At 72.0% G+C, this 22451-nt stretch carries 22 protein-coding genes; 16 read left to right on the forward strand and 6 right to left on the reverse strand.

Going from position 1 to position 22451, the window contains the following annotated elements; genetic code table 11:
* Positions 1-34: 34 nt before the first annotated feature.
* The 10 genes from map (at position 35) to truA (ending at position 6717) form a co-directional block, all read left to right on the forward strand.
* Positions 35-865, forward strand: a complete 831-nt coding sequence (map, locus tag IL992_RS31565; protein WP_193206984.1) for a type I methionyl aminopeptidase — start codon at positions 35-37, stop codon at positions 863-865.
* A gap of 69 nt (positions 866-934) precedes the next feature.
* Positions 935-1384, forward strand: a complete 450-nt coding sequence (locus IL992_RS31570; RefSeq protein WP_193206985.1) for a DUF1707 SHOCT-like domain-containing protein — start codon at positions 935-937, stop codon at positions 1382-1384.
* A 421-nt stretch (positions 1385-1805) separates the two neighbouring features.
* Positions 1806-2027 (forward strand): translation initiation factor IF-1, encoded by a 222-nt coding sequence (gene infA, locus IL992_RS31575; protein WP_030508344.1) that lies wholly within the window; start codon positions 1806-1808, stop codon positions 2025-2027.
* Positions 2028-2072: 45 nt separating this feature from the next.
* Entirely contained in the window at positions 2073-2186 is a 114-nt protein-coding gene (gene rpmJ, locus IL992_RS31580) for a 50S ribosomal protein L36 (protein ID WP_003956441.1), read from the forward strand.
* Positions 2187-2409: 223 nt separating this feature from the next.
* Positions 2410-2790, forward strand: a complete 381-nt coding sequence (gene rpsM, locus IL992_RS31585) for a 30S ribosomal protein S13 (protein WP_193206986.1) — start codon at positions 2410-2412, stop codon at positions 2788-2790.
* 36 nt (positions 2791-2826) lie between these two features.
* On the forward strand, positions 2827-3231 hold the full coding sequence (gene rpsK, locus IL992_RS31590) for a 30S ribosomal protein S11 (RefSeq protein WP_020542285.1): 405 nt from the start codon (positions 2827-2829) through the stop codon (positions 3229-3231).
* Between the two features lie 20 nt (positions 3232-3251).
* Complete coding sequence (gene rpsD / locus IL992_RS31595; protein WP_193206987.1) at positions 3252-3878, forward strand: 30S ribosomal protein S4; 627 nt, start codon at positions 3252-3254, stop codon at positions 3876-3878.
* A gap of 155 nt (positions 3879-4033) precedes the next feature.
* The gene (locus IL992_RS31600; protein WP_030508347.1) at positions 4034-5050 is read left to right on the forward strand and encodes a DNA-directed RNA polymerase subunit alpha; all 1017 of its coding nucleotides are present in this window, start codon (positions 4034-4036) and stop codon (positions 5048-5050) included.
* Positions 5051-5189: 139 nt separating this feature from the next.
* Complete coding sequence (rplQ, locus tag IL992_RS31605; RefSeq protein WP_193206988.1) at positions 5190-5729, forward strand: 50S ribosomal protein L17; 540 nt, start codon at positions 5190-5192, stop codon at positions 5727-5729.
* Between the two features lie 94 nt (positions 5730-5823).
* The gene (gene truA, locus IL992_RS31610; protein ID WP_193206989.1) at positions 5824-6717 is read left to right on the forward strand and encodes a tRNA pseudouridine(38-40) synthase TruA; all 894 of its coding nucleotides are present in this window, start codon (positions 5824-5826) and stop codon (positions 6715-6717) included.
* A gap of 63 nt (positions 6718-6780) precedes the next feature.
* Here the strand turns inward: truA and IL992_RS31615 are convergent, their stop codons facing one another.
* The 5 genes from IL992_RS31615 to IL992_RS31635 form a co-directional block, all read right to left on the reverse strand.
* Entirely contained in the window at positions 6781-7635 is an 855-nt protein-coding gene (locus IL992_RS31615) for a hypothetical protein (RefSeq protein WP_193207098.1), read from the reverse strand.
* Positions 7635-8435: a MerR family transcriptional regulator gene (locus IL992_RS31620; protein ID WP_193206990.1), complete on the reverse strand. Its 801-nt coding sequence runs from the start codon at positions 8433-8435 to the stop codon at positions 7635-7637. The genes IL992_RS31615 and IL992_RS31620 overlap by 1 nt, the downstream gene beginning before the upstream one ends.
* Positions 8436-8551: 116 nt before the next feature.
* Complete coding sequence (locus tag IL992_RS31625; protein WP_193206991.1) at positions 8552-12238, reverse strand: hypothetical protein; 3687 nt, start codon at positions 12236-12238, stop codon at positions 8552-8554.
* A gap of 107 nt (positions 12239-12345) precedes the next feature.
* Entirely contained in the window at positions 12346-13560 is a 1215-nt protein-coding gene (locus IL992_RS31630) for a hypothetical protein (protein WP_193206992.1), read from the reverse strand.
* 41 nt (positions 13561-13601) lie between these two features.
* A complete protein-coding gene (locus IL992_RS31635) occupies positions 13602-14327 on the reverse strand; it encodes a CAP domain-containing protein (protein WP_193206993.1) in 726 nt (241 codons plus the stop codon).
* A 337-nt stretch (positions 14328-14664) separates the two neighbouring features.
* Between IL992_RS31635 and rplM the strand changes: the two genes are divergently transcribed.
* The 5 genes from rplM (at position 14665) to IL992_RS31660 (ending at position 20984) form a co-directional block, all read left to right on the forward strand.
* On the forward strand, positions 14665-15108 hold the full coding sequence (gene rplM / locus IL992_RS31640) for a 50S ribosomal protein L13 (RefSeq protein ID WP_079316251.1): 444 nt from the start codon (positions 14665-14667) through the stop codon (positions 15106-15108).
* Positions 15109-15138: 30 nt separating this feature from the next.
* A complete protein-coding gene (rpsI, locus tag IL992_RS31645; protein ID WP_193206994.1) occupies positions 15139-15660 on the forward strand; it encodes a 30S ribosomal protein S9 in 522 nt (173 codons plus the stop codon).
* On the forward strand, positions 15660-17045 hold the full coding sequence (gene glmM, locus IL992_RS31650) for a phosphoglucosamine mutase (RefSeq protein ID WP_193206995.1): 1386 nt from the start codon (positions 15660-15662) through the stop codon (positions 17043-17045). Before rpsI ends, glmM begins: the two co-directional genes overlap by 1 nt.
* Before the next feature lie 105 nt (positions 17046-17150).
* Positions 17151-19958 carry a helix-turn-helix transcriptional regulator gene (locus IL992_RS31655; protein WP_193206996.1) on the forward strand — a complete coding sequence of 936 codons (2808 nt, stop codon included), beginning with the start codon at positions 17151-17153 and terminating at the stop codon, positions 19956-19958.
* A 174-nt stretch (positions 19959-20132) separates the two neighbouring features.
* Positions 20133-20984 carry an alpha/beta hydrolase family protein gene (locus tag IL992_RS31660; protein WP_193206997.1) on the forward strand — a complete coding sequence of 284 codons (852 nt, stop codon included), beginning with the start codon at positions 20133-20135 and terminating at the stop codon, positions 20982-20984.
* 74 nt (positions 20985-21058) lie between these two features.
* Here the strand turns inward: IL992_RS31660 and IL992_RS31665 are convergent, their stop codons facing one another.
* Positions 21059-21964 (reverse strand): AraC family transcriptional regulator, encoded by a 906-nt coding sequence (locus IL992_RS31665; RefSeq protein WP_193206998.1) that lies wholly within the window; start codon positions 21962-21964, stop codon positions 21059-21061.
* 144 nt (positions 21965-22108) lie between these two features.
* On the opposite strand from IL992_RS31665, the gene IL992_RS31670 reads away from it, so the two are divergent.
* Positions 22109-22426, forward strand: coding sequence for a putative quinol monooxygenase (locus IL992_RS31670; protein WP_193206999.1), 318 nt, complete (start codon positions 22109-22111; stop codon positions 22424-22426).
* The last annotated feature ends 25 nt before the right edge of the window (positions 22427-22451 follow it).

A 22451-nucleotide genomic window follows, 5' to 3' on the forward strand; every position in this document is an offset into this window, starting at 1 on the left:
TTATATGGGACAATTTCGGGAGGGGGTGCGTCACGTGTTCAAGAAGAATCGGCACGGAATTCAGATCAAGAGCGCCGAGCAACTGGAGAAGATGCGCGCGGCCGGCCTTGTCGTCGCCCGGACGCTGGAGCTGCTCCGGACCTCCGTCCGGCCCGGGATGACGCCGCTCGACCTCGACGCCATCGCCGAGGAGGCCATCCGGGGCGAGGGCGCGATCCCGTCGTTCAAGGGCTACCAGGGCTTCCCCGCCACGATCTGCGCCTCCGTGAACGACGAGGTCGTCCACGGCATCCCCACCGACCGCCGCCCGCTCCGCGAGGGCGACATCATCTCGATCGACTGCGGCGCGATCCTCGACGGGTGGCACGGCGACTCGGCGATAACCGTCGGGATCGGCGAGGTCGACCCCGCGCTGACCGAGCTCATGCGGGTGACCGAGGAGGCCATGTGGCGGGGCATCGCCGCCCTGCGGGTCGGCGGGCACCTGTCCGACGTCGGTCACCAGGTCGAGCAGTACGTGCGTTCTCAGGGCCGCTACGGCATCCCTCAGGAGTACGGCGGGCACGGCATCGGCACCGAGATGCACATGGACCCCTGGGTGGCCAACCACGGCAGGCCGGGGCGCGGCCCCCGCTTCGAGGTGGGCATGTGCTTCGCGATCGAGCCGATGGTGAACCTCGGCACCGACCGCACCAAGGTGCTGGCCGACGACTGGACGGTCGTGACGCTCGACGGCCGCGCCTCCGCCCACTTCGAGCACAGCGTCGCGGTGACGGAGAACGGCCCCCTGGTTCTCACGGCGCTCGACGGCGGAGCCTCCCGCTTCCCCGGCGTCGGCGCGGACGCGGGGGAGAGCGCCTACTGATCCAGCGCGCCCGCTCCGGCGGCGCGTGAACAATAATGGTCGTATCGCTCGAACAGCCTGGAGATGGTGATGGCGGCAGCGCCTGAGATGCGGGCCTCCGACGGCGACCGGGACCGGGTCGCCGCGGCACTGCGCGAGCACGTGGCCGAGGGCAGGCTCACCATCGACGAGTTCAACGAGCGGCTGGAGCAGGTCTACCAGAGTCGTACGTACGGGGAACTGGCCAAGCTCACCTCCGACCTGCCCGAGATCGACCTGCACCGGCTGCCCGCCTCCACCGAGTCCGTACGACGGCCTCGTCCGGCCCGGCGTGACGACAAGGCGCGGGCCGGCCTGAAGGCCGCCTGGACCGCCTGGGCGGGCGCCAGCGCCGTGAACTGGATGATCTGGCTCATCGTCGGCATCAGTTCGGGCCACTTCGTCTATCCCTGGCCCATGTGGGTCATGGGCCCCTGGGGCGTCATCCTCCTCATCAACACGATGGCCGGAACGGCCGGTCAGTCCCGGCGCGACACCTGAGTGTTCTTTACCGGAGGGCCGCCGTGGCGGGAGCCGCGGGCGGGTAGACGTCCGGTGTCGCGACGTACGGCCCCGCTCGGGCCGTGCCCCCGCGGTGATCAGGCCGCACCCGCCCGTCCCGGCATTTCGGCGGTGCAGGGCGGGCGGGTGCGGCGGCTTCCCCCGGAGTCGGCCTGAGGGAGCGGGCCGGCGCCGAATTGGCCGGACGCCCCCGCCGGGGGTAGTCTGTGATCTGGTTGTGTCGGGACCCCTGCCGTCGTTTCGCAATTCGGCCCGGGTTGTCGTACACTCCTTTGTCGGTTCACTATGACCTTTGCGCCTAGGCGGCCTGGCTGGTCGCCGCTCTCTGGAAGCGCCCGAAGGTCGCGGCTGCTTAGTGTTCCGAAGCCTCAGACGATCCGATCAGTGAAACGCGAGGGCCATGGCCAAGAAAGACGGCGCCATCGAGATTGAGGGCACTGTTATTGAGTCGCTCCCGAACGCCATGTTCCGGGTGCAGCTCGACAACGGTCACAAGGTCCTGGCCCACATCAGCGGGCGGATGCGAATGCACTACATCAGGATCCTGCCCGACGACCGGGTGGTCGTGGAGTTGAGCCCCTACGACCTGAGTCGTGGACGGATCGTCTACCGGTACAAGTAGCCCGCCCGCCAGCGGGACGGGCCGTATGCGGAACGAATAAGGACTATGAAGGTCAAGCCGAGCGTCAAGAAGATCTGCGACAAGTGCAAGGTGATTCGCCGGCACGGTCGCGTCATGGTGATCTGCGACAACCTGCGCCACAAGCAGCGCCAGGGCTGAGCCCAGTTCTCAGTACGTCGCCACCAGGCCCCTGCTGAGTCCGCCTCGTGGCGGGCTCGACCAGCGTGCGGGCCGGAACAACGAAATCGCGTCACACACCCGCGCAGGCGGCGAGAGCCGTACCACGCGGGAGACCCCCGGTCGGAGGCCGGGGCCCTCGCCCGGGCATGGGAGGGGAAGTGTGGTGCAAGACCTCCGCCACACTGAAGGAGAATGCCCGACCATGGCCCGCCTGGTTGGCGTCGACCTCCCCCGCGACAAGCGGCTGGAGATCGCTCTCACCTACATTTTCGGAATCGGCCGCACTCGCGCCCAGGAGATCCTGGAAGCGACCGGCATCAGCCCCGACCTGCGCGTCCACCAGCTCACGGACGCCGAGCTCGTTCCGATGCGTGACTACATCGAAGCGAACTACAAGATCGAGGGTGACCTCCGCCGCGAGATTCAGGCCGACATCCGACGCAAGATCGAGATCGGCTGCTACCAGGGCATCCGGCACCGCAAGGGGCTGCCTGTCCACGGTCAGCGGACGCAGACGAACGCGCGCACCCGCAAGGGCAAGAAGAAGACCGTCGCCGGCAAGAAGAAGCCGGGCAAGAAGTAGTCCTTAGCAGCCACATTTCCAGGAGTTAGCGCTTCAATGCCGCCGAAGAGCCGCCAGGGCGCACCGAAGAAGGTGCGCCGCAAGGAAAAGAAGAACGTCGCTCACGGGCACGCCCACATCAAGAGCACGTTCAACAACACGATCGTTTCGATCACCGACCCGAACGGGAACGTGATCTCCTGGGCCAGCGCCGGCCACGTCGGGTTCAAGGGCTCCCGTAAGTCCACCCCGTTCGCCGCGCAGATGGCTGCCGAGAACGCCGCCCGCCGGGCCATGGAGCACGGCATGCGCAAGGTCGACGTCTTCGTCAAGGGCCCCGGTTCCGGCCGTGAGACCGCGATCCGTTCGCTGCAGGCGACCGGCCTCGAGGTCGGGTCCATCCAGGACGTGACCCCGGTCCCGCACAACGGCTGCCGTCCGCCCAAGCGCCGTCGCGTCTGAGCTCAGGAGAGTAGAAAGAAATGGCTCGTTACACGGGTCCGGACTGCAAGCTCTGCCGTCGTGAGAAGACCAAGCTCTTCCTCAAGGGCAAGAAGTGCGAGTCCGCCAAGTGCCCCATCGAGATCCGCCCGTACCCGCCGGGTGAGCACGGCCGCGGCCGTCCGAAGGAGTCGGAGTACCAGCTCCAGCTTCGTGAGAAGCAGAAGACCCGCCGCATCTACGGCGTCCTCGAGAAGCAGTTCCACAACTACTACGAGGAAGCCAACCGCAAGGCGGGCAAGACGGGTGAGAACCTGCTCCAGATCCTGGAGAGCCGTCTCGACAACGTGGTCTACCGCGCCGGCTTCGCCGAGTCGCGTGACGCGGCCCGCCAGCAGGTGCGCCACGGCCACTTCCTCGTGAACGGCAAGAAGGTCGACATCCCGTCGTACCGCGTGCGCGAGCACGACATCATCGAGGTCCGCGAGAAGTCGCGCAACCTGCTTCCGTACGAGGTGGCCCGCGCGAGCGCCGGCGACAAGACCGTCCCGGCCTGGCTGGGAGTCTCCACCGAGAGCATGCGCATCCTCGTGCACCAGCTCCCGGTCCGCCAGCAGATCGACACGCTGGTCCAGGAGCAGCTGATCGTCGAGCTCTACTCCAAGTAGTAGGGCCCCGGCAGTTCATGACGCCGTACGGCCGGTACACTCCCGGCCGTACGGCATCATGGTTGTAGGCGAGCGGCGTCAAATAGCGGGCGTCGCCGTAACCCAGGGACCCTTCGTCCACCGTGACGGGGCCGTCCCGGATCCAGGAGATCCTGATGCTCATCGCACAGCGCCCGAGCCTCCAGGAGGAGTCGCTCGAGGAGCACCGGTCCAGGTTCATCATCGAGCCGCTCGAGCCGGGCTTCGGCTACACCATCGGCAACTCGCTGCGGCGCACGCTGCTGTCCTCCATCCCGGGGGCGGCGGTCACCAGCATCCGCATCGAGGGCGTGCTCCACGAGTTCTCGACCGTGCCCGGGGTCAAGGAAGACGTCACCGACATCATCCTGAACCTCAAGTCGCTGGTCGTCTCCTCCGAGCACGACGAGCCCGTGGTGATGTACCTGCGCAAGCAGGGCCCGGGTGAGGTCACCGCCGCCGACATCGCGCCTCCGGCCGGTGTCGAGGTGCACAACCCCGACCTGCACATCGCCACGCTGAACGGCAAGGCGAAGCTGGAGATGGAGCTGACCGTCGAGCGCGGCCGCGGCTACGTCTCCGCCGCCCAGAACAAGCAGCCTGGCCAGGAGATCGGCCGGATTCCGATCGACTCGATCTACTCCCCGGTCCTCAAGGTCACCTACAAGGTCGAGGCCACCCGTGTCGAGCAGCGCACGGACTTCGACCGCCTGATCCTCGACGTCGAGACCAAGCCGTCCATGAAGCCCCGCGACGCGGTGGCCTCGGCCGGCAAGACCCTGGTCGAGCTGTTCGGCCTGGCCCGTGAGCTCAACGTCGAGGCCGAGGGCATCGACATCGGCCCGTCGCCGACGGACGCGGCTCTCGCGGCCGACCTGGCGCTGCCGATCGAGGAGCTCAACCTCACCGTCCGTTCGTACAACTGCCTCAAGCGCGAGGGCATCCACACCGTGGGTGAGCTCGTCGCCCGCAGCGAGCAGGACCTGCTGGACATCCGCAACTTCGGCGCCAAGTCGATCGAAGAGGTCAAGCAGAAGCTGCACGAGATGGGCCTGGCTCTCAAGGACTCGCCGCCCGGGTTCGACCCCTCCGCCGTCGCCGGCGGCGGGTACGACGACGAGGACGGCGGGTTCATCGAGACCGAGCAGTACTGAGCGGCACCCGCACCACACCGTCTCGTGCCGCCCGCCGAGGGCGGCATGAGACGGCGATGACAAGTCACGACCGGTACGCCGGTCGGCCCGACCCCGGTACCTGACACGGCCGGAGCGGGTTATCCATGAGGAGCATGAAATGCCCAAGCCCACCAAGGGCGCCCGCCTCGGCGGCAGCCCGGCCCACGAGCGGCTGATCCTGGCGAACCTCGCCACCTCGCTGTTCCAGAACGGCCGGATCACCACCACCGAGGCCAAGGCCAGGCGTCTCCGCCCGCTCGCGGAGAAGCTGATCACCAAGGCGAAGAAGGGCGACATCCACAACCGTCGCCAGGTGCTGACGGTCGTCCGCGACAAGGGCGTCGTCCACCACCTCTTCACCGAGATCGCCCCGACGTACGCCGAGCGTCCCGGTGGCTACACCCGGATCACCAAGCTCGGCCCGCGTAAGGGCGACGCCGCTCCGATGGCGGTCATCGAGCTGGTCACCGAGCAGCTGAACCCGGTCAGGGTCTCCCGCACGGCTCCGGCCGCGCCCGCCGCCGAGGCCGCTCCGGCCGAGGTCGAGGAGACGCCGGCCGCGCAGGACGAGGCTGTTGAGGGCACCGCCGCCGAGACGGCGGAGGCTCCCGAGGCCGCCGCCCAGCCGGCCGAGGGCGACAAGAAGGACGAGGCCTGATCCCAGGCTCTGTGAGCGGGCTCAGTTTCCCTTCCGGGGATGCTGGGCCCGCTCTTCGTTTGTGCACCGTACGAGGCACCGTACGAGGGATGGCGTGGAGCGAGAACTGCGGCTGAGACTGGACCTGGGCTACGACGGCACGGACTTCTCGGGCTGGGCGCGCCAGCCCGGGCGGCGGACCGTGCAGGGGGAGATCGAGGACGCGCTGGGCCGGATCCTGCGCCTGGACGCCCCGCCGTCGCTCACCGTCGCGGGCCGCACCGACGCCGGCGTCCATGCGAGGGGACAGGTGGCGCACGTCGACCTCCCGCTCGCCGCACTGGCCGCCGCCTCGTCCGCACGTGCCCCCGTCCCCGCGGACCCCGATGAGGCGTGGGAGGAGCGGGGGGCTGAGTGGCTCGCTGCGCTGACGAGGCGGCTGGCCGGGGTGCTGCCCCCGGACGTGCGGGTGCACGCCGTCAGCGTGGCGCCCGAAGGCTTCGACGCCCGGTTCTCCGCTCTGTCGCGCCGGTACGGCTACCGCGTCGGCGACGCCCCCGGCGGGGTGGACCCGCTGCGGCGGCGCGAGGTGCTGTGGTACGCCCGGCCGCTGGACGTGGACCTGCTGAACGCGGCGGCCGCCCGTCTGCTCGGCGAGCACGACTTCGCCGCCTTCTGCCGCAGGCGCGAGGGCGCGACCACGATCCGCGAGCTGCAGCGGCTCGAGTGGGTCAGGGGCGATGACGGGATCCTCCTCGCGACCGTGGTCGCCGACGCCTTCTGCCACTCGATGGTCCGGGCGCTGGTCGGCTCGCTGCTGACCGTGGGGGAGGGCAGGCGGTCCGTAGAGTGGCCCGGCGAGGTGCTGGCGAGAGCCGTACGCGACTCGGGCGTGCACGTCGCGCCCGCGCACGGTCTCACGCTTGAGGAGGTGCGCTACCCCGAGCCGGAGGAACTGGCGCGGCGGGCCGCCGCCACCCGCCGGGTCCGCACGCTCAGCCGGCCCTGACCACGCACCCGGGTGGCGGAGGCGGGGGCGGGAAGGCCGACGCATGGAACCGGGTGACCCCCCTCAGGCCCTTTCCGCGATCCCCTGTGCCTCGGCGGGGTCGCGAAGGGCGTCCAGCGCCGCGCGTGGATCGTCGGCGAACAAACGGATGACGGAGGCCTCGGCACGGCTGCCGAGAGGGCGGACCACCGTGACCGGCTCGACCAGTTCGACGGTCACGTTAGTCTGGTGCGACACGGCCACGCTGAGCCGCCCGTCCGCCACCCGGACCATGGCGCGCTCGTCGTAGGAGCGCGACAGCCGTACCGACGCGATCAGGTCTCGGGGAACGCGCAGGTCGAAGTACACGCCGTACCGGATGCGCAGCTCCTTCCCGGTGACGACATGGGGCCGGGTGGCACAGGCCGCGCCGAGCATCAGGCAGTAGACGATCCCGTAGACGTCGGCCGCCAGGACCGGGAGCCGCACCGCGTCCGGTACGTCCATCCCGATCAGCAGCAGGTCGACGCCGATCGTCTCCACGGTCATCAGGAACAGCAAGACCAGCAGCACCGGTGCCTGTTCGCGGGAGTACGTCAGGGCGGTGGCGCCGGGCGGCACGCCGACGCGGCGGCGTGCGATCCACAGGACAAGGCTGACCATGCCCTTCAGCTCGAACTCCATGATTGTGCGCACCCGCAGGGGCACCAGGAGATCGACCGTCGCCCGCAGCGCCGCCCAGCGGTCCGCGCCGTTCCGGCGTTCGATCCGGAACAGGCGGTACGCGGTCACCGTGACCAGGACGAACACCGCCGTGACGGTGAGCTCGGCCATCGCGAGCAGCGGGCCGGGCAGCGGCATTCCCGACACGACCAGGACCGTGAGCAGGAGCTCGGCAGGCAGCACGGCGTACATCGCGGCCCGCGCGATCCCGGCCATCACCACGTCCGCTCCCGCACGATGGCCACGAGCCTCCGGAGCACCTCGGCCTGGGCGGGGGAAACCTCGCCGCACAGTACGTCCAGCCATCGCCTGCCTTCCGGATGCCCGCCTGACTTGGCTCCGGGCAGGCTCGGATGATCGGGAACCGAGGCGAAGCTGTCGACCATCAGCCTCGCCATCTCGTCGGGGATGTGAGCGGCGAGGTCCGCGGCGAGTGCGGCGACGCGAGGATCGTCAGGGTCCGCGTCCGCGAGCCCGTCAAGCCGCTCGTAGAGAGCGTGTCCGCGGGCCAGCGCACCGGGCTCGGTCAGCGGGCGCATCAGGTCGGCCATGCCGTCGCGATCGGGCGCTTCGGCCAGGGTGCCCGCCAGCGCCAGCAGTTCGCGGTCGAGCGCGGCGAACGCCGAGCCCGGGGCGGGAAGATCGCGCAGCACCGCTGCCATCCCGGGGGACACCATCGCGTCGGAAGACAGTTCGCCCTCGGCCAGCAGCGCGGCCAGCCGGGCCCGCCTGGCGCCGACCGCCTCCTGCTGCCTGGCCAGGTCGGCGTCCAGTTCGAGGAGCACCTCGCGCAGATCCCTGCCCCGGTCGTCGGCCAGCACGTCGCGTATCTCGTCCAGCGACAGGCCGAGCTCGGCCAGCCGCCGGACGCGGGCGAGGATCACCGCGTCGCGCAGCTGATACTCCCGGTAGCCGTTGGACAGCCGTGCCGGCTCGGGCAGCAGGCCCAGGTGGTGGTAATGGCGCACGGTCCGGGTCGACACCCCGACCAGTGTCGCGAGCTCACCGATTCGCATGAGCCCATTAGAGACGTTGACGTTACGACAAGGTCAAACAGCCGCCGCGGCCGAGACGCGGTGCCGTGGTCGTGCTGTCTGGCGATGTCCGGGCGTGCGGCCGCGTGCCGGGTCTGTCAGCGTGAGGCGCGCTTCTCGATCACCTTCGCCATGTTGTCGCGGAAGGCGCCGCTGATCGGCGCGAGGTTCTTGTCGTTCGCGTCCGGCGTGTGCCCGTCGGCGTAGGTGGCGTAGCTGAACACGATGTAGCGTCCCCACACCATGCCGGCCGCGTAGCCACCGGAAATCGACACCTTGTCCGCCCGGCTCTTCTGGTCGCCGTCGAGGCCGCGGAACCAGACGTTCGCGTTGAGATCCTTGGCCTGGTCCACGGCGAGGGCCTCGGTCTTACCGGGCAGCACGGCGATGCCCGTGGTCACCGCGTACTGGCGCTTGCCGTCCACGTAGGTGGCCCTGAGCACCCTGCGGCACTGCTGCTCGGTGAGGGCCTGCGCGAACGCGCCCGCCGCCGCCTTCCCGCAGTCGTCGGTCACGTCGACCTTGACCCGGCGGTACGTCCGCCCCGCCAGCGTCACCTTCTCGGCCGGGAACGCCTCTTCCTGCTTGAGGGTCTTGGGGTCGGTCTGCTCCGAGTCGAGGATGGCGGAGGCGACCGTGGAACTCGGCGTCGGCTCGTCGGAGGAGGGGGGCGCGGTGGTGGCCGGCGGCGTAGGGGCGGCCTGGTCGCCATCCGGCTCGCCGGAGTAGGCGAAGTAGGCCGCGGTGCCGATGGCGCCCACGACGACCACCGCACCGGCGGCCATCAGGATCCGCTTGACCTTCCCGCCGGAGGGGGGAGGGCCGGCGGGGCCAAGCGTCGCCGGGAGGTTGCCCTCCGGGGAGAGGCCGCCGGGGGCGGAGGGACTCGGCCCGAATCCGGGTGGAGGCGCCGGCTTGCCCGCCTTGGCTGGTGTCACCGGCGTGAACGCGAACGGGGTCTCACCGCTCGGCTGCGAGGGCGAACCGGTCGTGGGAGATTTTGGTGCCATCTGTCCTGAATCGGGGTCGGGGGAGCCCGCCCTGGGGGCGCCGTCGCTCGCGGACGGGCCCGTGGGCGGCGTGTCGGATGACGCCGCACCCGGGGGCACGGCGGATGGCGGGACATCCGAGGGGAACGTCGCGGACGGCGACTGGGACGGTGACTGAGACGCCGCCTGATCCTGCGTCTCGTCCTGTCTCCCCAGTGGTGTCCCGGACGGTGGGCTGTCCTGCGCCTGACCAGGAGCGCCCAGTGTCCGCGTGGGCGCCGGGAACGCCTCCTCGGGCTGTGGCGGATGCAGCGGCTGTGTCGTCCTGTCGAAGGACGCGTACTGCGGTTCGCTGTGCGGAGTGCTCTGTTCTGCGTGCGCGAGAGCCTGGCCGGGTTCGTACGGTGTGTCGGGCATCGGGAACCCTTCGACCGGGGTCGCCGCATGGGCGATCTCGACGCCGAAGCCCCCGGGCGGCCCGGCGCGACCCGGCGCGGGAGGATACGACGCCGGCGCGTCCGCGGGCGGGACGCTCCCCGTGGGAGCGTCCTGCGCGAGCACATCCGCCGCCTCTGCGGGCTCGTCCGTCTGTCCCGGTCCTTCGGCGGGCGAACCGCCGGCGGGCAGTGCTCGCTCGTCGGCAGGCACGTCGGCGTGATGCGCCGTGTTCGCGGGCGTGCCGGTGTGGTCCGGTGCGGGGGTGGGGTCGGGCGTGCCGGTGGGAGCGATCGCGTCGCCGGGCGTGCCGCCCGACTCGCTCGTGCCCGCCCGGTCGCCGGTCGGGCCCTCGGACGCCTGCGCCGTGCCGGGTTCGTCCTGATAGGCGTTCGTCGGGGGCCAGGAGGTGCCCGCGGGCATCTCCCCCTGCGGGTACGGCTCGCCCGGCAGCCGCGGCGGCCACACGGGCACGTCGCCGGGCTCTCCGGGCCGGATCGCCTCCGGGGACGTGGCTTCCTCCGCGTAGGCCTCCGGCTGCCCGGCCGGGATTGCCGGACCGGGCTGGGGCGGTGCTCCCAGGTACGCCCCGGGCTGGTGGCCGCCGGAGGCGTGCTCCTGTCCGGGTAGCGCTTCCGGCGGCGGCCCATACTGCGGCCCATACTGCGGCCCGTCCTGCGGCACGTGCTGAGAGCCGTACTGGGCTCCGTACTGCGGCGGGGCGGCGGGTGGGTACCCCTGGTGGGGCACCGGCGCCTGTGGCCAGGCCTCCCCGCCGGACGGCTGCCCCCCGGCGGGGGCGGGCCCCCACTCGGGGAAGGACGGCACGCCGGGCGCCGCCTCGCCGGGCTGGGCGGCCCAGGGACCACCGGCGTGCTGCTGATCCGGCCCGTACGAGGCCGGTGCCGCGGGAGGGCCGCCGGGCTGGGACCAGGCGGCGGACCCGGCAGGGCCCTGCCACGACCCGCCGTGACCCCCCTCGTCGTACGGCGAGGGGGACGTGCCGAAGGCGCCGGGCGCGGCCGGTTCGCCGCCTCGCGGGGGCGGCCAGGAGGCGGGGCCGGTGTCACCCGTCCCTGCCTGTGCGGGGCCCTGCGGCCACTGCGACTCGTTGCCCGAGTAGGGCCAGGAGGTGACGCCGCCGGGCTGTGCGCCGGGGTGGGGGCCGGGCTGGGCAGCGGGATCACTGACGGGGGCCGGCCACATCTGCGGGGCTCCCGCGCCCGCAGAGGGGTGCTCCTGGTGCCACGACTGCGGCGCCGAGCCGGCAGGTGAGCCAGGTGGGGGCGGTGGTTCCCAGGCCGGCGCTCCGGGGCCCTGCGCGGGCCACGGCTGCGCTCCCGTGTCGGCCGGAGGCTGCCACGCCGGGTTGGCCCCCTCCACCGGCGGCTGCCAGGGGTGCGTCCCGGGGCCGTACGCGGGCGGCTGAGGCCCGGTGCCCGCTCCGGGCGCGCCGTAGCCGTACGCGGGCTGCTGCGGGCCCGGAGGCGGGGGAGTCTGCGGGTACGCGGGGCCGCCCGCGCTCTGGGCGGGATACCAGGGCGGCTGCGCGGGCTGCCAGGACGGGGCGTCCGGACCCGGCGGCTGCTCCCAGCGCACCGCGTTCGGATCGGCCGGGGGCTGCCAGGCCTGGACGCCCTGACCCTCGGGCTGCCACGGGGCCGGGCCCGGCGCGGGCGGCCGCGGATCGGCGTTCTCGGCCGGAGGCTGCCACGGGGGCAAGGCCGGAGCCGGGGGCTGCCATGCGGGCGGGCCGTACCCGGGATGCTGCTGGTCGCCGTGGCCGGGCTGCTGCCAGGAGTGGACTCCCTGGCCCTCCGACTGCTGCCAGGAGGGCGTCCCCGCGCCGTACGCGGGCTGCGGCGGTGTGGCGCCGTGGCTGCTTGTTCCGGGGCTGGTTCCGGGGCCGGGATGCGGCTCACCGGGCGCGGGCAGGCCAAGGGCCTCGTCGCCGGGGCGGCGCGGCGCGGGAAGGTTACCGGGTTCCCCCGATGCACCGGCATTCCCGGGCACACCGGCGTTTCCCGGTAGGCCGGGGGCGGCGGGCGGAGGGCCGTACGCCGGAACGGCCCTGAACCTGTTCGTGCTCTCCGGGTCGTCGGACTGTTCAGGCGCCCCGAGACCGCCTGGTGGCCCATACCTGGTCGGGTAGGGCACGGCCGGAGGCCGGTCCGCCACACCGGCGGCGTCCGGGGCCCAGGCCGTGCCGTCGTCCGCCGGGGGCCGGCCGAACCCGGGCGGCGGGGTCTGGCCGAAGCTCGGTGGTGGCGTCGGAGGTGTCGCCGAGCCCTCGGCGTCCGCCTCGTGGCGGGCCCACGCCGTTTCGTGTTCGTGCTCGGAACCGGAATCCTTGCCACGCATAGCCCGAAGCGTAACGGCGCGGGCGCGATCGGCGTGCCCCTATGGGCGTTTCGGTCCGTGCCGCCCCGGGTCGCCCACCGGCTCCCACCTCAGTTGAACGCCCGGCCTCAGCTGGGGCCACCGTTCAGCGAACGGGTGTCGAGGGCAGGGAAAACCGTCGCGTCGGTGACGTCCACCGCGGTCTGGTAGAGCCGTTTCAGCTCGTTCTTGGCTGGTTTGTGGCCGTCCTTGAACTGGAACCACAGCAGCACCGCGTAGTGGCCGTGGGTCCACCCGCCCGCGTACGCCTCGCCGGTGCCGAGGTGCTTGGTGGCCTCGTCCTTGCCCGGCAGCGGCTTGAGGTAGTCCTTGCGTTCGCCGCCGCCTCCGGCGGAGGCGACCTTCTTCGCCGCGGCGGAGGTCCTGAGGTTGGCGACGCCTACGGTGCCGATGACCGTGCCCTTGGCGTCCGCGAAGCTCGCCCGCAGCAACTGCGTGCATCCGCCCGCCTTGAGCGCCTTCGTGATTTTGTCCCCGGTGACGCCGTCCGCGCACTTCTTCTCCTTGCGCGAAACCGTGCGGACGTACGATCGCTTGCTCTTGACGAATTTGCTCTTCGCGAACAGCTCCCGCAGTGACAGCGGGCTTTTGTCGGTCGCCCGCGAGGCGGTGTAGCCGAATTTGCCGAGAGGGCCCTCGGAGACGAGCGGCGCGGGGCGGGTGGTGGGCGTCGGGGCGGCGACCGGCGGCCTGTCGTTACGCGCGGCGTACAACAGGCCGGCGAACAGCACCCCGATCAGGGCCAGCAGGGCGAGGCCGAGAACCCAGGGGCGACGCCACAGGGGGCCCTTCGCGTCCGGATCCCACACGGGCTCCGGTGGCGGAGGCACCCGCGGCGTCGTCGGCTGCCGCCGCGCGTCCCAGTCGCCACCAGCCTGACCGCCGGCGGGGGACGCGTACGGGCCCGACGCGAGCTGCTCCACCCGGTGGGGGCTGTCCTGCTCGTACGGCCCGCGCCCGGCGTACGGCGGCTGCTCGGGCTGCTGCTGGTAGGGCTGGTAGGGCTGGTAGGGCGCCTGCTCGCGTTCGTACGGCGATTGCTCGCGTTCGTACGGGGATTGCTCGCGGGCGTACGGCGACGGTTCACGCTGGTAGGGCGCCTGGTCACGTTCATATGGCGACTGCTCGCGCTGGTATGGCGGCTGGCTTCCGCCGTACGGAGGCGCGTCACGACGGCCGGCGAGGGGCGAGTCGTCCCCGCCGGAGTACGGCGGCAGGTCCCGCCTGCGTGGATCCGGGGGATGATGCGGCGGAGGTGGTTGCTGGTCGCCGGGATAACCCATGGCGCTGAGATTAGTCGGCTATTTGGACAGATGAGGAAGGGTCAGGAATACCCGAAGTCCTCGGTCCACCACGGGCCGCCCGCGCCCGTGCTCACGCCGACCCCGGTCGCGACCAGGCGGCAGTCGAGCAGCGTGGCGCGGTCGCTCCGCCCGGCCATCCAGCCGCGTACGACCGCCTCGGCGGTCTGGTAGCCCCTGGCGATCGTCTCGGCTCCGCCGTCGGAGTAGCCCGCCGCGCCCATGCGGTCCCAGGGAGAGGCGCCCCCGGGGGAACTGTGCCGGAACAGCCTGCTCGACGCCATTTCGTCCGAGTGCGCGCGGGCGGACTCCACCAGGCGGGGGTCCACGCGCAGGGGCCGGCAGCCGTGCCTGCGGCGCTCGGCGTTGACCAGGCGCACGACCTCGGCCTCCATCGAGGCGGATCGCATCGAGTCGGCGTCGTACGCGTCGTCGCCGCCGTCCGTCCCGGGTGTGAGAACGGTGTGCCGCGAGCCGCTGTCGGAGCCGTCGATCAGGTTGGAGGGCGGCTTTTCCTTCCGGGGCCGACGCTGCGGCACATCCCGGGGGACGACCGGAGCCACGGTGCGCAGCACGTGGTCGAGGGTGGGCCGGTCGCGCGGCACCGCGCCCGCCGCGCTCGCGCTCGGCGACGGGGACGGCTCCGACTTGCGCAGGTAGACGTCGTCGACCTCACTCGATCTGGCGCTCATCCTGCCGATCACGACGCCGGTGAGCAGGATGGCCACGGCGCACGCCAGCAGACCCATCTGAGTCCCCCGTAGGGGGCCACGGAAGGTGTGATTTTTGTGAGGGGTCTGCCACATACCGCAGCCAAATATAGGGATCCGCGCCATGGGGAAGAAGAGGCCATTGGGTATGGATTTGATGAACGTTCAAATGAGTCGTTCCAATGACCTGCCGCCTTGGCTGTTTTGACCAGGCGGCATCGGGTCGGTAGTCTGCTAGTTCGTTGTGTGTGGATCGGTCTGTCCGCAGACCGGTGCACGGCGCGTCCGGCGTCTTCTCCCGTACATGTGGAGACGGAGGTTGTCGCCGTGCCTGCGCAACCTACCGAGAGTTCACATTCCGACAGAAGGCACTGCCGTGCGCACGTTCTCACCGAAGCCCAACGACGTCGAACGTCAGTGGTACGTCATCGACGCGACCGACGTCGTACTCGGCCGGCTGGCCAGCCAGGTGGCGACCCTGCTCCGCGGGAAGCACAAGCCGATCTTCGCTCCGCATGTCGACACGGGTGACTTCGTCATCGTCATCAACGCCGACAAGATCGCCCTGAGCGGCAACAAGCTCGAGCAGAAGAAGGCGTACCGCCACTCGGGGTACCCCGGCGGTCTGCGCTCCGTCAGCTACGGGGAGCTCATGGAGAAGCGTCCGGACCGGGCCGTCGAGAAGGCCGTCCGTGGCATGCTTCCCAAGAACGCCCTGGGCCGGAAGATGGCCAAGAAGCTCAAGGTCTACGCCGGCGCCGAGCACCCGCACCAGGCCCAGCAGCCGGTGCCCTTCCAGATCACCCAGATCGCCCAGTAATCGCGAGCCAGGAAAGTTAAGAGGAGAACCGTGGCCGAGCCCACCGGTATCGAGACGCTCGTCGAGGGCGAGCCGGAAGACTACTCCGCGGAGGAGTTCCCCTCCGAGTACACCACCGAGTCGGCCCCCGCCGGCGAGGGCGCCGTGCGCAAGCCCGTCACCACGGGCAACTCGTACGGCACCGGCCGCCGCAAGGAGGCCATCGCCCGTGTCCGCATCGTGCCGGGCACCGGCAAGTGGACGATCAACGGCCGCTCGCTGGAGAGCTACTTCCCGAACAAGGTCCACCAGCAGCTGATCAGCGAGCCGTTCGTCGTGCTCGGCGCCGAGGACGCGTTCGACGTCATCGCCCGCATCGACGGCGGTGGCGTGACCGGCCAGGCCGGCGCGCTGCGCATGGGCCTGTCCCGCGCGCTCGCCGCTCTGGACGCCGAGGTCAACCGCCCGCCGCTGAAGAAGGCCGGCTTCCTCACCCGTGACGCCCGCGCCACGGAGCGGAAGAAGTACGGCCTCAAGAAGGCCCGCAAGGCTCCGCAGTACAGCAAGCGTTAATGTCGCGGGAGCCCGTAGGCGCCTCCTCACGGGGGCGCCTCTTCGGCACCGACGGGGTACGTGGGGTCGCCGGGCGCGACCTCACCGCGGAACTGGCCATGGACCTGTCCGTGGCCGCCGCGCACGTGCTCGGCGACGCCGGGGCGTTCCACGCCAGTGTCGGGCGGCGCGGCCGCCCGATCGCCGTCGTAGGCCGGGACCCGCGGGCTTCAGGAGAGTTCCTGGAGGCCGCCGTGGTCGCCGGCCTCGCGTCGTCGGGCGTGGACGTCCTGCGGCTCGGCGTCCTGCCCACCCCGGCGGTCGCGTATCTGACGAACGCGCTGGGAGCCGACCTCGGCGTCATGCTCTCCGCGTCGCACAACCCCGCGCCGGACAACGGCATCAAGTTCTTCACCCGCGGCGGCTACAAGCTGCCGGACGCGGTGGAGAACGAGATCGAGCAACGGCTTGGGGAGAAGTGGGACCGTCCGGTCGGTCCGTCGGTCGGCCGCGTCCGCGAGGCGTACGGCGAGGCCGACCGATACGTCTCCCACCTGCTGACCACCCTGCCCCACCGCCTCGACGGGCTGCGGGTCGTCGTCGACTGCGCGCACGGCGCGGCGCACATGGTCGCCCCGGAGGCGCTGCTGCGCGCCGGCGCGGCCGTGGAGACGATCGGCGCCGCCCCCGACGGGTTGAACATCAACGACGGCGTGGGCTCGACCCATCTGGGCGTTCTGCGGAAGGCCGTCGTCGAAAGCGGCGCCGACCTGGGCATCGCCTACGACGGCGACGCCGACCGCTGCCTCGCCGTGACCGGCGCGGGCGAGGAGGTCGACGGCGACCAGATCATGGCGATCCTGGCCCTGTCGATGCACTCCGACGGCCGCCTCGCCAAGGACACGGTCGTCGCGACGGTCATGTCCAACCTGGGGTTCAAGCTCGCCCTGCGGGAGGCCGGCCTGTCCGTGGTGGAGACCGCGGTCGGCGACCGGTACGTCCTGGAGGCGATGCAGGACGGCGGCTACACGCTCGGCGGCGAGCAGTCCGGTCACGTGATCATGCTGGATCACGCCACGACCGGGGACGGCCTGCTCACCTCGCTCCACCTGATGGCCGAGGTGGCCCGGCAGGGCCGCTCCCTCGCCGACCTCGCGTCGGTGATGACGAAGCTGCCGCAGGTGCTCGTCAACGTCAGGGACGTGGCGAAGGCGAAGGCGTCCGCCCCCGAACTGCGGGCGGCGGTGGCCGAGGCGGAGGCCGAGCTCGGGGAGACCGGCCGCGTGCTGATCCGTCCGAGCGGCACCGAGCCCATGATCCGGGTCATGGTCGAGGCCGAGTCGCACGACCAGGCCAAAGCCGTGGCGGACCGCCTCGCGGAGGTCGTCCGCACGGTCTGCGTCTGACGCTCCACGCGTCACCACTTCTGAGGACCCCGCCGGGTGCGTGCCCGGCGGGGTTCCTTATTGGAAGCCCTTCTCATTTGCGTAATGCGCGCGTAACACTGATGCATGTCTTATTTGACCGGTGCTCGGTCGGGGGCGTTAAGGGGTCGTGACAAGGAGTCGGACGCGCTGCGCGCGCTCGTGGACCGGGCCCGGGCCGGCGCGGGCGGATGCCTGCTCCTCCTCGGCGGACCGGGCGCGGGCAAGACCGCGCTGCTCGACCTCGCCGCCGCGCACGCGGTCACCGGCGCTCCGGACGAGCAGGGGTTCCTCGTGCTCCGCACCCAAGGTGTCAGAGGCGAGACCCACCTGCCGTACGCCGGGCTGCACGCCCTGCTCCGCCCGATAGCGGACCGGCTGGACGCGGCCGATGCGGCGCTGCACGCCGATTCGGTGCCGGCGGCCGGCTCAGGGATGCTCGCCGAGGCGCTGCGGACCGGCGCCGGCGCGGGTGGCCTGGCGCTGCCCGCCGCGCTGCTGCGGCTCCTGCAGACCGCCGGGCGCCCGGTGCTGGTGTGCGCCGACGACCTCCAGTGGCTCGACGCCCCCAGCCGGGAGGCGATCTGTTTCGTGGCCCGCCGAGCCCTCGCGGTCCCCGTCGCCGTGCTGCTCGCCTCCGCGGAGCCCGGCACCGCCCCCGGCGACCTGCCGCCGCTGCCGCTCGCCCCGCTCGACGAGCGGGCGTCCCGGCAGGTGCTCGACGACCTCGTCCCCGAGGGTCTGCCGGGGGACCTGCGCGCGGCGCTGGTCCGGGCGGCCCGGGGCAACCCCCTCGCGCTGGCCGAACTCGCCGGTTCGCTGACCGACGCGCACCGCAAGGGCTCGGCGCCGCCGCCGGAGACGCCACCGCGCGGCGGGCGGTTGTGGCGGGCGTACGCCGACCGGCTCCGCGGCCTGCCCGCCGACACCGCCGACCTCGTCCTGCTGGTCGCGGCCGATCCCGGCATCGACGCGGTCACGCTGGTGCGCGCGGCGGAGTCGCGGTCCGGGCTGGCGGCCCTGGAGGCGGCGGAGACCGCGGGCGTCGTCGTCGAATCGCCGGACGGCGGCTTCGACCTCGCCGACCCGATCCTGCGGCACGTGGCGTACGCCGAGGCGTCCCTCGCCCGGCGGAGGGCCGCCCATCGCCTGCTGGCGAGCCTTCTCGACGGTGTTTCCGTCGGGGAGCACCAGCGGCTGCGGCGAGCGTGGCACCGCGCCGCCGCCCTCGACGGTCCCCCCGACAGGCTCGCCGAGGACCTCGTACGGGCGCTCGCGGCGGCGCCGAAGGCGGCGGCCTTCCCCGAACCGTTCCGCGTCCTCGAACGGGCGGCCGAGCTCACCGGGCAGGGCGAGGCCAAGGCCGCACGGCTGGCCGCCGCCGCCCGTTACGCCTGGCAGGCGGGACAGCCGCAGCGGGCGAGGTCGCTGCTGTCCCGGATCGACACGCTCGCGGTCGGCGCCGAGGTGCGCGCCCGGGCCGAACTGGTCAGGGGCAGCCTGGAGCTGCGCGCGGGCAAGACCGACAGCGCCTGCGACACGCTGCTCGCCGCCGCCGAGCGGCTGCTGCGCACCGACCGCGAGCAGGCCGTACGCGCGCTGGTCCGAGCGGGCGAGGCGAGCTACCTGGCGGGGGACAATCGCCGGTTCCTGGCGATCGCGCGGCGGGCCGAGACGTTGCGGCGGCCCGACGACGACCACGTCACGCGCCTGGCGCTGGAGTATCTGGCGGGCATGGCCGCGACGTTCCGTGGCCGGCACCGCGAGGCGACCGCGTCGCTGCGCCGCGTCGCCACCGGGGTGATGGTGACGCCCTCGGCCGGCAGCCCCTCGGTGCTCGTATGGGGCGGCGTCGCGAACCTCCTGCTCGGCAACGGCGCCGACGCGCTCACGCTGGCGTCCCGGGCGGTCGAGCTGGCGCGTGCCCACGGCGCGGTCGCCAGCATGCCGCAGATGTTGGAGATCCTGATCCAGGCCCAGCTGTGGAGCGGCCGTTACGACGCGTTGGCGGTCAACGCCATGGACGGCCTGCGCCTGGCGCAGGAGACGGGCCGGGCCACCAGCGGCGCGCAGCACCTCGCCTGGCTCGCGTTCACCGCCGCCGTCGCGGGCGACGAGGAGACCTGCGCTCTGCGGGCGGCGCGGGCCGTCGAGCTGGCCGCCGCCCACGGTGTCAGCGTGGCCGAGGCGCTCGGCACGCTGGCCTTGGCCCATCTGGACGTCGCGGCGAACCGCCACGCCGACGCCGTGAACCGCCTGCGCACGGTGGCCCGCACCGGTGACCCCCTCGTCGTACGGGTGATGGCGACGCCGCTGCTCGTCGAGAGCGCCGTACGCACCGGGGAGCTCGCGCAGGCGCGGGACGCGCTGGTCATGCTGGACCGCTGGGCCGACAGCACCCGCGACCCCGACCGGCTGGCGCTGGCGGCCCGGTGCCACGCGCTGCTCGCGCCCCCGGCCGAGGCCGGGGAGCGCTTCACGCAGGCGCTGGAACTGCACCGTCAGGGGGCGTGCGCGTTCGAGACCGCGCGTACGCGGCTGCTGTACGGCGGCGTGCTCCGCCGGTCGCGCCGCCCCGGCGCGGCTCGCGAGCATCTGCACGGCGCGCTGGAGACGTTCGAGCGGTACGGCGCCCGCCTGTGGAGCGAGCACGCCCGCGCGGAGTTGCGCGCGGCCGGGGAGTCGGTGCGGCCTTCGGGCTCCCGCTCCGAGGCCGGCCGGCTGCTCACGGCGCAGCAGTTCCAGATCGCCACCCTCGTGGCGGAGGGCGCGACGAACCGCGAGGTGGCGGCCCGGCTGTTCATCAGCCCGCGCACCGTGGAGCACCACCTGAGGAACATCTTCGCCAGGCTCGGCGTGCGCTCCCGGGTCGAACTGACCCGCCTGCTGTCATGAGGCCGGTGAGTCGCAGGCACCGGTGATTTCACCGATGCGCGTCCGGGGTCGACGGCGCGACAGTGTCGGCGGTCAAACCGTTCGCGGGAACCGGCCCGCGTGGCCGGTCCCACTCCTACCCCCAGGGAGTGCACCGACGTGCCGACACACCCCCCAACCCCACTGCTGCGACGCATGTCCTCCGCGGTCACGACGCTGGCGCTCGTCGTGCTGCTCGCACTGGCCGGCGGCCTCGCCGCTCCCGCCGCCCACGCCGCCGTACACGGCCCCGACCCCACCGACGCCCTGCTCGAGGCGTCGCGCGGGCCGTACGCGACCGCGCAGATCGACGTGTCGTCGCTGTCGGTGAGCGGCTTCGGCGGCGGGACCATCTACTACCCGACCACCACGTCCGAGGGGACCTTCGGCGGCGTGGCCATCGCCCCCGGCTACACGGCCGACAAGTCGAGCCTCGCCTGGCTGGCCGCCCGGCTCGCCTCGCACGGCTTCGTGGTGTTCAACATCGACACGCTGACGCGGCTCGACCAGCCCGACAGCCGGGGCCGGCAACTGCTGGCCGCGCTCGACTACCTGACCCAGCGCAGCTCGGTCCGCGGCCGGGTGGACGCGACCAGGCTCGGCGTCATGGGCCACTCGATGGGCGGCGGCGGCACGTTGGAGGCCGTGGCCGACCGGCCGTCCCTGCGGGCCGCGGTCCCGCTGACGCCGTGGAATCTCGACAAGACCTGGTCGGGCGTGCAGACCCCCACGCTGATCATCGGTGCGGACAACGACACGGTCGCGCCGGTCGCCTCGCACGCGGTCCCCTTCTACACCAGCCTGCCCTCGTCGCTCGACAAGGCGTACCTGGAGCTGAACAACGCCACCCACTTCGCGCCCAACACGACCAACACCACAATCGGCAAGTACGCCGTGGCCTGGATGAAGCGGTTCGTCGACGACGACACCCGCTACGGCACGTTCCTCTGCCCCGGCCCGAGCAGCGGCCTGCTCGTCGAGGAGTATCGCAGCACCTGCCCATTCTGACGTCTCATCGGCGTACGGACGGCCCCACCGATCGCGGCGGCCGTCCGTACGTCGTTGTGCCGCGACGGGTCAGGTCAGGGGAGGACGCCTGCGGGGCCGTGCACGCCGTGGCGCAGACGGGCGGCGTCCTGGCTGGGGGGTGCGCCGAACTGGCGGCGGTACTCCCGGCTGAACTGTGACGGGTTGTCGTAGCCGACGCGGTGGCCGACTCCGGTGACGTCGCCCGGATGGGTGGCGAGCAGCAGCCGGGCCTCCTGCAGCCGGATCTGCTTCTGGAACTGGATGGGGCTCATCGCGGTCACCGCCTGGAAGTTGCGGTAGAAGGCGGAGACGCTCATGCCGGACAGGCGTGCCAGGTCCTCCACCCGGAAGGGCCGCGCGTAGTGCTCGCGGATCCAGCGCACGGCCCGGGAGATGTGGCTGAGGCCGCTGTCGGCGAGGCCGAGCTGGCGAACCGTCGCGCCCTGCTCGCCGGTGATCACGCGCCACAGGATCTCGCGCTTGACCAGCGGGGCCAGCACGGCCCGGTCGCGGGGCTGGTCGAGCAGGCGCAGCAACCGGACCACCGCGTCGAGCAGCGGAGCCGGAGCGTCGCTGACGACGATGCCCGGCGCCGCGCCTCCACTGGTGGGGGGAGTGTCTCCGGGCCCGGCCTGCAGCAGCAACTCGGCGACGGCGGACGGTTCCAGGATGAGGCCGAAGCCCAGCGCCGGCCGCTCGGGGTCCGCCTGGGTGAACTGCCCGGTGACCGGCAGGTCGACCGACGCCACCAGGTACTGCCCGGCGCCGTACTCGAAGATCCGGTCGCCCAGTGCGAGGCGTTTGGCGCCCTGGGCGATGACCGCCAGCACGGTGCCCGACATCGAGGGCGCGGGCGGATCCGACCGGTCGACCTTCGAGATCAGGACGCCGTCGATGGCGGTGGTCGCGTCGGGCCGGGCATGCCGGGCCAGCAGGGCGCGGAGCTCTTCGAGGCACATGCGGCCATTGCAGCACGATTGCGAGCTCGGGCTCCTGTACGCGAGAGGATCGTGCAAGCACGGGAGAGCATCGTTCTAACGTTTCCGCAGGTCAACTCGGTTGAATGGAATCACGGCATTCCACCACCGAAGGAGAAGGCCTCCATGACCGTCAACTACGGCTTCGCCGCCACCCTGACCGCCAGGCCCGGAATGGGCGACCGGCTGGTCGACGTGCTGCTGACCGGCCTGGACGAGGGCAACCCGGGTGCGAGCGAGCACTGCGTCGTCTACCTGGTCTCCCGTTCCGCGTCCGACCCCGACGTCGTCCACGTCATCGAGGGCTGGACCGGCGAGGAGGACCACCACCGGATCTTCGCCGGCGAGGCCGCCCAGGCCATCGTGGCGCGGATCGGCGGACTGCTGGCCAAGGAGTCCGAGTACGCCGACCACGTCCCGGTGCGGGGCAAGGCCGCCTTCTGACCCCGCCGATCACCCAGCGGCCCTC

The organism is Microbispora sitophila (assembly GCF_014892245.1).
GTDB lineage: Bacteria > Actinomycetota > Actinomycetes > Streptosporangiales > Streptosporangiaceae > Microbispora > Microbispora siamensis.

Bases quoted from the DNA above. Each gene is read 5' to 3' on its own strand.
- IL992_RS31660 (WP_193206997.1), top strand. From the start codon at position 20,133: ATGTCCTCCGCGGTCACGACGCTGGCGCTCGTCGTGCTGCTCGCACTG.
- rpsD (WP_193206987.1), top strand. From the start codon at position 3,252: ATGGCTCGTTACACGGGTCCGGACTGCAAGCTCTGCCGTCGTGAGAAG.
- rplQ (WP_193206988.1), top strand. From the start codon at position 5,190: ATGCCCAAGCCCACCAAGGGCGCCCGCCTCGGCGGCAGCCCGGCCCAC.
- rpsK (WP_020542285.1), top strand. From the start codon at position 2,827: ATGCCGCCGAAGAGCCGCCAGGGCGCACCGAAGAAGGTGCGCCGCAAG.
- IL992_RS31635 (WP_193206993.1), bottom strand. From the start codon at position 14,327: ATGGGTCTGCTGGCGTGCGCCGTGGCCATCCTGCTCACCGGCGTCGTG.
- rpsM (WP_193206986.1), top strand. From the start codon at position 2,410: ATGGCCCGCCTGGTTGGCGTCGACCTCCCCCGCGACAAGCGGCTGGAG.
- IL992_RS31570 (WP_193206985.1), top strand. From the start codon at position 935: ATGGCGGCAGCGCCTGAGATGCGGGCCTCCGACGGCGACCGGGACCGG.
- IL992_RS31620 (WP_193206990.1), bottom strand. From the start codon at position 8,435: ATGCGAATCGGTGAGCTCGCGACACTGGTCGGGGTGTCGACCCGGACC.
- IL992_RS31670 (WP_193206999.1), top strand. From the start codon at position 22,109: ATGACCGTCAACTACGGCTTCGCCGCCACCCTGACCGCCAGGCCCGGA.
- IL992_RS31615 (WP_193207098.1), bottom strand. From the start codon at position 7,635: ATGGCCGGGATCGCGCGGGCCGCGATGTACGCCGTGCTGCCTGCCGAG.
- IL992_RS31600 (WP_030508347.1), top strand. From the start codon at position 4,034: ATGCTCATCGCACAGCGCCCGAGCCTCCAGGAGGAGTCGCTCGAGGAG.
- infA (WP_030508344.1), top strand. From the start codon at position 1,806: ATGGCCAAGAAAGACGGCGCCATCGAGATTGAGGGCACTGTTATTGAG.
- IL992_RS31625 (WP_193206991.1), bottom strand. From the start codon at position 12,238: ATGCGTGGCAAGGATTCCGGTTCCGAGCACGAACACGAAACGGCGTGG.
- IL992_RS31655 (WP_193206996.1), top strand. From the start codon at position 17,151: ATGTCTTATTTGACCGGTGCTCGGTCGGGGGCGTTAAGGGGTCGTGAC.
- rpmJ (WP_003956441.1), top strand. From the start codon at position 2,073: ATGAAGGTCAAGCCGAGCGTCAAGAAGATCTGCGACAAGTGCAAGGTG.
- IL992_RS31630 (WP_193206992.1), bottom strand. From the start codon at position 13,560: ATGGGTTATCCCGGCGACCAGCAACCACCTCCGCCGCATCATCCCCCG.
- IL992_RS31665 (WP_193206998.1), bottom strand. From the start codon at position 21,964: ATGTGCCTCGAAGAGCTCCGCGCCCTGCTGGCCCGGCATGCCCGGCCC.
- glmM (WP_193206995.1), top strand. From the start codon at position 15,660: ATGTCGCGGGAGCCCGTAGGCGCCTCCTCACGGGGGCGCCTCTTCGGC.